At 61.6% G+C, this 7,436-nt stretch carries 9 protein-coding genes and 1 tRNA gene; 5 read left to right on the top strand and 5 right to left on the bottom strand.

Annotated features, from left to right (window positions below):
• Window positions 1-431 precede the first annotated feature (431 nt).
• Window positions 432-521 (bottom strand) — tRNA-Ser (locus WBB85_RS23050).
• A 166-nt stretch (window positions 522-687) separates the two neighbouring features.
• Here WBB85_RS23050 and WBB85_RS23055 point away from each other — a divergent pair.
• From WBB85_RS23055 to WBB85_RS23075, 5 genes are all read left to right on the top strand, one after another.
• Complete coding sequence (locus tag WBB85_RS23055; RefSeq protein WP_432640902.1) at window positions 688-1,518, top strand: DUF2059 domain-containing protein; 831 nt, start codon at window positions 688-690, stop codon at window positions 1,516-1,518.
• Window positions 1,519-1,588: 70 nt separating this feature from the next.
• Window positions 1,589-2,815 carry a hypothetical protein gene (locus tag WBB85_RS23060; RefSeq protein ID WP_432640903.1) on the top strand — a complete coding sequence of 409 codons (1,227 nt, stop codon included), beginning with the start codon at window positions 1,589-1,591 and terminating at the stop codon, window positions 2,813-2,815.
• Window positions 2,812-4,173 (top strand): cytochrome P450, encoded by a 1,362-nt coding sequence (locus WBB85_RS23065; RefSeq protein ID WP_432640904.1) that lies wholly within the window; start codon window positions 2,812-2,814, stop codon window positions 4,171-4,173. The genes WBB85_RS23060 and WBB85_RS23065 overlap by 4 nt, the downstream gene beginning before the upstream one ends.
• A 348-nt stretch (window positions 4,174-4,521) precedes the next feature.
• A complete protein-coding gene (locus WBB85_RS23070) occupies window positions 4,522-4,719 on the top strand; it encodes a hypothetical protein (protein WP_432640905.1) in 198 nt (65 codons plus the stop codon).
• A 291-nt stretch (window positions 4,720-5,010) separates the two neighbouring features.
• A complete protein-coding gene (locus WBB85_RS23075; protein ID WP_432640906.1) occupies window positions 5,011-5,292 on the top strand; it encodes a hypothetical protein in 282 nt (93 codons plus the stop codon).
• Between the two features lie 4 nt (window positions 5,293-5,296).
• Here the strand turns inward: WBB85_RS23075 and WBB85_RS23080 are convergent, their stop codons facing one another.
• The 4 genes from WBB85_RS23080 to WBB85_RS23095 form a co-directional block, all read right to left on the bottom strand.
• Entirely contained in the window at window positions 5,297-5,533 is a 237-nt protein-coding gene (locus tag WBB85_RS23080) for a ribbon-helix-helix domain-containing protein (RefSeq protein ID WP_432640907.1), read from the bottom strand.
• Window positions 5,530-5,715 carry a DUF4169 family protein gene (locus WBB85_RS23085; protein ID WP_432640908.1) on the bottom strand — a complete coding sequence of 62 codons (186 nt, stop codon included), beginning with the start codon at window positions 5,713-5,715 and terminating at the stop codon, window positions 5,530-5,532. Before WBB85_RS23085 ends, WBB85_RS23080 begins: the two co-directional genes overlap by 4 nt.
• Before the next feature lie 4 nt (window positions 5,716-5,719).
• A complete protein-coding gene (gene fumC, locus WBB85_RS23090; protein ID WP_432640909.1) occupies window positions 5,720-7,114 on the bottom strand; it encodes a class II fumarate hydratase in 1,395 nt (464 codons plus the stop codon).
• A gap of 128 nt (window positions 7,115-7,242) precedes the next feature.
• A partial coding sequence (locus tag WBB85_RS23095; RefSeq protein ID WP_432640910.1) for a ClpXP protease specificity-enhancing factor SspB occupies window positions 7,243-7,436 on the bottom strand: 194 nt, incomplete at its 5' end.

Here is a 7,436-nt window from a genome sequence, read left to right on the forward strand (position 1 = left end):
GACGAGTTGTTCATCGACCGCATGGAGGGCAACGAGGAAATTTTCTCTCGTGTGATGACGGACAAGCAGTTCCGCGCCGCGGCGCACGAGCACCTCGCCAGTGAAATCTTCCGCCGGGCCCAGAAGACAGATCCTGTTGAGTGAACTGCTGAGGAGGCCGCCAGGCATTTGGATTTCAGGTGCGCTCGCAAGGCGAAGGGAAAACACAACTTTCATGCGGGTGCAGCTTGAAAAAATGGATGCGTTTCAGGGTGTTGGTGCTGTGCACCTGATGCGAAGCAGTTCACAGCCCCGGAGAATATCGGCCCTCAGAGACCACTTCCGGCCCGACCGGCGACAGGGCCAGTGCTCAGCCCCTCCCGCATAACCCTCGAAAACAACGAGAAAATCCAGCCGCAGCCGGACGGGGAGAACGCTTTCGCGGAGGCAAGTGGCGGAGAGACAGGGATTCGAACCCTGGGTGGGCTCTCACCCACAACGGTTTTCGAGACCGCCCCGTTCGACCGCTCCGGCACCTCTCCGCGTCGGTGGTCTTTGATCGGGCGGGATTTAGCTGGCTCGGGCGGGATCTGCAACCCTGATTTTTTGCAAGTCCACACGCGATCACGTAGGTTTTCGCCGGAAGCGCTTGGCAGGGCGGGTCGCTGTCATTAGGTGTACGGCTGTAATACGCATGAGGATCCCCCGATGCTTCGCCCGCTGGCAGCCCCTGCCGCCGCATTCTGCCTTTTCCTTTCGACATCCGGTCTGGCTGCCGCCGCTGATGATGCGGCTGCGCTTCAGGCGGCGCTGAAGCTGCCCGAGGTGTTTTCGGTCATGTCCGAAGAGGGGCTCGACTATGGCCGCCAACTGGAAGCCGACATGTTCCCGGGCTCAGGTGGCCGTCAGTGGCAGGAGGCGGTGACTGGCATCTATTCGACCGACCGAATGCTGGAGGATTTCGGTACTGCATTCGAGGCGGAACTGAACCGCACCGATACCGGTGCCATGCTGGACTTCTTCAGCTCTGACCTTGGGCAGCGCGTGACGACGCTGGAAATCTCGGCGCGCCGTGCGCTTCTGGACGACTCCGTTGAGGATGCGAGCCGTCTGAAGCTGGAAGAGATGCGGGCCGAGGCCGATCCGCGGATCGATCTGATCGCAGAATTCGTGACGGCCAACGATCTGATCGAGGCGAATGTGACCGGCGGGCTGAATGCCAATTACGCCTTTTACCTCGGTCTGGCCGATGCCGATGCCCTGGGGCGTGAGATGTCCGAGGATGAGGTGATCGCCGAGGTCTGGGGGCAGGAGGATGATATCCGCGAGGAAACCGACCTTTGGATCAACTCCTACCTCGCCATGGCCTATGCGCCGCTCACGGATGCAGAGCTGCATGATTATATCGCCTTTTCGCGGACCGAAGCGGGAAAGGATCTGAACCGCGCGCTCTTTGCCGGGTTCGATGCCGTGTTCAACGATGTATCGCGCCAGCTGGGTCGGGCTGCGGGGGCGGTGCTTTCCGGGCAGGATCTCTGATACGGTTTCTTCGGCCTTGGTCTTTGTACGGATTGTTTTGTAGCATCCGCGAAAGGCACAAGCGGGCGGCATGACGGCAGGACAGACAAAGCAGGTAGCGCGGCGGCGGGTATTCTACATCCCCGGCTATGATCCGTTCCATCCGCGCCGCTACCGCGAGCTTTACCGCAAGGAAGCCGCCGCGCAGGCGACGATCTCGGGCTATGATATCGCCCTTGGCCGCAGGAAGTCCGGGGATGCCCATGGCTGGCGCGTTACCGGGCGGATGGACGGCGCGGAAGTTGAGGCCGATATCGAGGTGCTGCTCTGGTCCGATATCGTCAGGAATTCGATGGCGCAGGGCATTGCCGCGACTTACCTGCAGATGATCCGGACCGCCTGGGCCTATATCGGCTCGGGCGTGATCTTTCGGGTTATGCGGCTTCGCAAGGGGCCGACCATCGCGGCGCTTTACCCGATCGCGGTGCTCTTGGCGCAACTTGGCGTTGCCTTAGTGGCCGGATGGGGTGTGGCGGGGCTGACTGGTGCAGGTTTTGCCGCACTCGGTCTGTCCGCCATGCTGGGCTGGATCGCCGGGGCGCTGACTCTCTGGGCCATTCTGGACCGGTTCCGGGCCTGGGATCGCAAGATCTATGCCTACTACCTGATGCATGACTACGCCTTTACCGCCGAGGCAGACGGCGCTTATCCGCCCGGGTTGGAGGCGCGGTTGGCCATGTTTGCCGACCGGATCGCCGAGGCTTTGTGCGAGGATTGGGATGAGGTTCTGATCGTCGGTCATTCCTCGGGTGCGCATCTGGGCGTTTCGGTGCTGGCCGATCTGATCCGGGCGGGCCGGGTGCCGGGGCAGGGGCCTTCGCTGGGGTTCCTGTCGCTGGGCCATGTCGTGCCGATGGCGGCCTTTTTGCCGAAGGCGCAGCGGTTGCGTGGCGATCTGGCCTATCTTTCGGCGCGGCTGGAACTGACATGGGTCGATGTGACGGCCCCCGGCGATGGCTGCGCCTTCGCGCTGTGTGACCCGGTCAGTGTGACCGGGGTGGCGCCCGCGGACAAGTGCTGGCCCTTGGTCATCTCTGCCGCCTTCACCCAGACGCTCAGCCCTGAACGCTGGCAGGAATTGAAACGGCGCTATTTCAGGCTGCATTTCCAGTATCTTTGTGCCTTCGACCGGCCCGGGGATTACGATTATTTCCGCATCACCGCCGGGCCGCTGACGCTGGCAGAGCGTTTCGCGGGACGCCAGCCCTCGAAAAGCCGGATCGAGCGGGTGGCAAACCCGTTCCGCGACATCGCATGATCGCGCCGAAGCCCCCTTCTCGCCCCGACCGTGTGTCGCTCTGGCGCTATCTCAGGCTGTTCCGGCAGGATATTCTGTCGGCGCAGCCAGCCAAGCTCTACCGCGCCTGGATGGCCGAGTTTCGCACGCCCTTCTTCCGCTCCTATCTTTGCAACGATCCGGCGCTGATCGACCGCGTGTTGAAGGAATGCCCCGCCGATTTCCCAAAGTCCGACCGGGTGCGCGAAGGGTTGGCGCCGCTTCTGGGGCGGTCGGTCTTTGTTACCAACGGTGCGGAATGGGCGCGGCAACGGCGGATCATTGACCCGGCTTTCGCGGGGGGGCGGCTGCATGAGAGTTTTCCGGCAATGCTGGCAGCAGCACGGGCGGCGCGGGACCGGCTGGCCGGACAGGCAGGGCAGGTGGTGGAGATCGAGGAGATGGCAAGCCATGCCGCCGCCGACGTGATCTTTCGCACGCTCTTTTCTATCCCGATCGAGGATGAGGTCGCGGCGCGCACCTTCGACGCGTTTCGTCGTTATCAGCGGACCCAGCCGCTTTTGAACCTTGCGGCCTTTTTACCCCTGCCGCGCTGGATGCCGCGCTTTCATCGCCCCGCTGTCCGGCGCGCGGCGGCTGAAATCCGGACGCTGATGACCGGGCTGACAGAGGCGCGCAAGGCCGCCATTGATGCGGGTTCCGCGCCGCAGGATCTGGCCACCAAGATCATGACCACGCCCGACCCCGAGACGGGGCAGGGTTTCGATGCCGCCGAAATGGTCGATCAGGTCGCGATCTTCTTTCTGGCCGGGCATGAAACCTCGGCCTCTGCTCTGGCATGGTCGCTCTATCTGCTGGCAGCAGCACCCGAGCATCAGGGGAGGGTGGCAGCCGAGGCGCGGGAGGTGCTGGGCGATGCGCCCACCTTCGCCGACATTGCACGGCTGAAGTTTACCCGCGATGTCTTCCGTGAAGCGATGCGGCTTTACCCGCCGGTGCCGATGATGGTGCGCGAGGCACGCTGCCCGGTGCGGTTCCGGGATCGCGATGTGCCCAAGGGCAGCCAGATCGTGCTCAGCCCTTGGCATGTGCATCGCCATGAGCGGCTTTGGGACCGGCCCGATGTGTTCGATCCGGGCCGTTGGCAGGAACCGGATGGGCGCGATGCGATCCGCAAGGCCTATCTGCCGTTTTCTGCTGGCGCCCGTGTCTGTCCCGGTGCTGGTTTTGCGATGATCGAGGGGCCGCTCCTGCTGGCCACTCTGGTACGGGATTTTGTCTTTGCCGAAAGCACAAAGGCCGCTCCGGTGCCGGTCGCCCATCTGACGGTTCGGTCCCTGGCCGGTATCAGGCTTGCCGTATCTGGCCGGGGATCATGAGGCGCGCGGCAGGCGTATGCAATTATAGGTTGTGTATCAGGGCGCCTGATTTGAGGGCGGTATTCGCTTGGCAATGTATCAAAATAAGAAACAATACTGATAAAGATGCGAATGCTCTTGCAGAATAAGACAAAAATGGGGCGGTTTCGTAGTATTTTCACCATAGGCAAAAAATCGCCCGGCGTGACGCGACGTCACATCGTTCGACATGAATACAACCGGCGCGATATTTGCTACAACATGTTCAGCGCAGAACCTTCCACCGGGTTTCTGCCGTTGCATTTCTCACCAGCGTCCCGATGCCGGGCGTGCCGAAGAACCACTCAAACCGTCGGGGGGCGGAGAGCGATGATCAACTGGCTTCTTGGCGGCAATGCCGTGCAACACCCTGTCGGAATTGGGATCCCAGGCCATATTCGTATTGCTTTTCCTGCGTTTGGCGACGTCGCGGACAAGGCCGAGATACGTCCCACGCCGCAGAAATCGGTTTCGCGTGAGGAGATTGCGAAACTGTTTCAATATGAACTCGGTCCGGTAGAGAGCTGAGCGAGAGACGGTACCAAACACCAGAATCGCGATTCTGTCTGGGCGAGACTCATTCGGCTGAATTCCGCCATCTTTCGGTTCAGTAAGCGCGAAAAATGTCCTGTTTCACGGCCATCGTTGCGGTGTTGCAACGGTTTTGTTAAGAATTAAGGAAAATCAGTGACCTTCCGCAACCGAGAATTGATCGTTATACGGAAACTATCGCAACCTGCGTGAAAGCGCCTGATTCGCGGACGTGGGACCGCAATTGGGATGTAACCGAAACGGTTCTGAGTCCGGTGGGGAGGGGCAATGACACCGAGTATGGAATTTAGCAGTACGTCGGCAGACGCCACTCTGACCGCTCCGCGCAGTTTTCTCAGGATCGCCATCCCGTCATGGCGGTTTGTCGGGATTCATATTGAACCCGATGCCGAGCCTGTGACCCTTTCAAAGGAAGAGCTTCAGACGCTGTTCCGGGGTGAATTGTCATCCCGCTCGAAAAAACGGGTCCTTACGGAAAACGAAGAGCAGGAACAGTCGGTTGCCGACCGTATACGTCGGGCGCTTTACCCGCAATTCGCGTCATATTGATCGCTTATCTGCCTTTCAGCGCTGACAGCCGCCGCTGATACTCTTTGAGAACAAACAACCTGATCGCCGTCGCAAGGCCCGTTTCTGTGCCTCTTTCGCCGTCGATCTCTGCCGCCAATGCGTTGATCGCGACATCGCGGTCTTCGGCGATTTCTCGAAACGCCCGCCAGAACTCGTCTTCCAGGGACACGCTGGTCCGATGCCCGTTCAAGGTCAGCGAATGCTTGACCGGGCGGCTCACTCCTCCCGGCCCTCGCGCTGATGCGCTTCGATCAGGGCGGCGGCGCGTTCGGCGCGGGTTTGTTCAAGGTCTTTCTGCACCTTGGTCCGACCATAGCGGACGGCGTTTTCCACCGCCTTCGCCCGGTCTTTGGCCTTTTCGCGCCGTTTGCGCTCGGTCCTGAGGTTGACGACCTCGGCCATCCGCTCAGTCCTCCGGTCCGACCATCAGTTCCGGCCGCACGATGCGGTCGAAAGTCTCGCCATCGACAAAGCCAAGCGCGATCGCCTCTTCGCGGAGCGTCGTGCCGTTCTTGTGCGCGGTCTTGGCGACCTTGGTGGCGTTGTCATAGCCGATGGTGGGGGCAAGTGCGGTGACCAGCATCAGGCTTTCCTTCATCAGCTTGTCGATCCGGGCGGTGTTGGCCTCGGTCCCGACAACCATATTGTCGGTGAAGCTGCCCGCCGCATCACCCAGAAGCTGCATCGACTGCAGCACGTTGTAGCTCATCATCGGGTTGTAGACGTTCAACTCGAAATGCCCCTGCGACCCGGCAAAGCCGACAGCGGCGTCATTGCCCATGACATGGGCGCAGACCATGGTCAGGGCTTCCGCCTGGGTCGGGTTGACCTTGCCCGGCATGATCGATGAGCCGGGTTCATTCTCCGGCAGGATCAATTCGCCAAGGCCCGAGCGGGGGCCGGAGCCGAGAAGCCGCATGTCGTTGGCGATCTTGAAAAGGCTCGCCGCGACGGTTTTCAGGGCGCCCGAGAACATGACCATCGCGTCATGTGCCGCGAGTGCTTCGAACTTGTTCGGCGCGGTGACGAAGGGCAGCGACGTGATCTCGGCGATCTTGGCGGCAATCGCCGTGTCCCAGCCCTTTTTGGTGTTGAGCCCGGTGCCGACGGCGGTGCCGCCCTGCGCCAGTTCGTAGATGTCGGGCAGGCAGGCCTCGACCCGCTCGATCCCCTTCATCACCTGATGGGCATAACCGCCGAATTCCTGACCGAGCGTCAGGGGGGTGGCATCCTGGGTATGCGTCCGGCCGATCTTGATGATGTCCTTGAATTCCTCGGACTTCGCCGCAAGGGCCCCGTGCAGCTTGCGCAGACCCGGCAGCAGCGTATCGCGCGCCATCATGCCGATGGCGACATGCATCGCAGTCGGGAACGTGTCGTTCGAGGACTGGCCCATATTGCAATGGTCGTTCGGGTGGACGGGTGTCTTGGACCCCATCTCGCCGCCAAGGATCTCAATCGCGCGGTTCGACACGACCTCATTCGCGTTCATGTTCGACTGGGTGCCTGACCCGGTCTGCCACACCACCAATGGGAAGTTGTCGTCGAACTTGCCCGCGACCACTTCAGAGGCCGCCTGCACCATCGCCTTGCCGAGCGTCGCGTCAATCTTGCCGGTCGCCATGTTGACCTCGGCCGCTGCCTGTTTGATCACGCCAAGCGCCCGGATGATCGCGACCGGCTGCTTTTCCCAGCCGATGGGGAAGTTGATGATCGAGCGCTGGGTCTGCGCCCCCCAATACTTGTCGGCGGGAACCTCAAGCGGGCCAAAGCTGTCGGTCTCGGTGCGGGTCTGGGGCATGGAAACGGTCCGTCCTTGGAAGATGTCGGACCCTGCCTAAGCGATTCCGCGCGGGGGGCCAAGGACGATGTCGCTTGCGGTGGCGCTAACGTCGCTCACGGCTTCGAATTTCCGAAACGCCGTCGCCGTCACTTCCGCCATTTGTCGAGGCTGACGACCTCGGCTTCCTGACGCGGGGCCTCTGCATCGACCAGATCGTCGTCGTCCTCTTCATCCTCGTCGTCGTCCTCGCCGTCCTGGGTTTCGAACCTCAGGCCAAACTCGACCGAGGGGTCGACGAAGGTACGGATCGCGTCGAAGGGGATGTAGAGCGGTTCAGGGC

This window comes from Albidovulum sp. (genome assembly GCF_049646345.1).
GTDB lineage: Bacteria > Pseudomonadota > Alphaproteobacteria > Rhodobacterales > Rhodobacteraceae > Albidovulum.

What these genes read in the sequence shown, in the direction of transcription:
- fumC (WP_432640909.1), bottom strand. Translation starts at nt 7,114, where the DNA reads ATGCCCCAGACCCGCACCGAGACCGACAGCTTTGGCCCGCTTGAGGTT.
- WBB85_RS23065 (WP_432640904.1), top strand. Translation starts at nt 2,812, where the DNA reads ATGATCGCGCCGAAGCCCCCTTCTCGCCCCGACCGTGTGTCGCTCTGG.
- WBB85_RS23055 (WP_432640902.1), top strand. Translation starts at nt 688, where the DNA reads ATGCTTCGCCCGCTGGCAGCCCCTGCCGCCGCATTCTGCCTTTTCCTT.
- WBB85_RS23060 (WP_432640903.1), top strand. Translation starts at nt 1,589, where the DNA reads ATGACGGCAGGACAGACAAAGCAGGTAGCGCGGCGGCGGGTATTCTAC.
- WBB85_RS23075 (WP_432640906.1), top strand. Translation starts at nt 5,011, where the DNA reads ATGACACCGAGTATGGAATTTAGCAGTACGTCGGCAGACGCCACTCTG.
- WBB85_RS23070 (WP_432640905.1), top strand. Translation starts at nt 4,522, where the DNA reads ATGATCAACTGGCTTCTTGGCGGCAATGCCGTGCAACACCCTGTCGGA.
- WBB85_RS23085 (WP_432640908.1), bottom strand. Translation starts at nt 5,715, where the DNA reads ATGGCCGAGGTCGTCAACCTCAGGACCGAGCGCAAACGGCGCGAAAAG.